Origin of the sequence: Aureimonas ureilytica (assembly GCF_001475935.1) — a bacterium.
In the GTDB taxonomy this organism is placed as follows: Bacteria; Pseudomonadota; Alphaproteobacteria; order Rhizobiales; family Rhizobiaceae; genus Aureimonas; species Aureimonas ureilytica_A.
The window spans coordinates 1-865 of record NZ_LDQA01000115.1; the positions used below are offsets into that span (position 1 = coordinate 1).

General features: G+C 57.9%; 1 protein-coding gene. It reads left to right on the top strand.

Annotation, left to right across the window (positions count from 1 at the left end; translation table 11 throughout):
- Window positions 1-211 precede the first annotated feature (211 nt).
- The gene (locus NS365_RS25165) at window positions 212-838 is read left to right on the top strand and encodes a helix-turn-helix domain-containing protein (RefSeq protein WP_244498541.1); all 627 of its coding nucleotides are present in this window, start codon (window positions 212-214) and stop codon (window positions 836-838) included.
- Window positions 839-865: the final 27 nt, after the last annotated feature.

Sequence of the window (865 nt, forward strand, 5' to 3'; positions counted from 1 at the left end):
GCCGCCGCATCGCCCGCCCGCGCGATGGCGGCTTTCGTGGCGAGCTTGAGCGCGGCGCGCATCTGCGGCGTGGACGGGCGCATCAGCGGCACCCCGCCGCAGGTAAATCAAGGTCGCTCACGGTTACGTGACGGGAGCGAGTGGCCGGACCATCTTTGCCCTTGGCGCTATGCCGCGAACCGCACCGCATCAGCCAATCGAGAGTAACGCCTTGGATACCTCGCGACTCCGCCGCAATGACGACACGCTGCCAGTGCTCGACGGCGATCCTTTCTCGCATCCGCATTTTGCGTGCGGCTTCGTATCCGCACGAAACATCTCCAGCGAACGCTGCGATGCTATCCCAGCGGTCTATGAGGTCGGAAACGGAATTGGGAGGGGTATCGGACGAAGCGTTCATGCCCATCCAGTACCTTTTGTACGATTGGCGAGCAAGGCAAATCGTACACTTTGGACGGCAGCAATCGTCCATAATGCACGAATGGCTCGTGACACTACGCAAAAAGACCGCTTACAAAGCGCGAGAGAGGCGAAAGGTTATTCGTCTCCAACAGAAGCCGCACTGGCGATGAAGGTCAATAAAAACACCTACATCAGTCACGAGAACGGCAATCGCCCAATTTCCAAGAAAGCCGCCGCTGACTACGCGGAAAAACTAGGCGTTAGCGCTGGATGGCTTTTATACGGCGAACATTCGGATAGCCAAGCATCCGAAATCAGCGCCCCCGAACCCCCGGCATCCTATAAAGAACTTACCGACAGAGAGAGGAAAATCGTCAACGACCTGATTTCCTCTTTGCTCGCCGCGCGGCCCGAAGAAACGCCAGAAGGCAGATAACCCTCCATTGCTGCTTTCGCGAGAGGC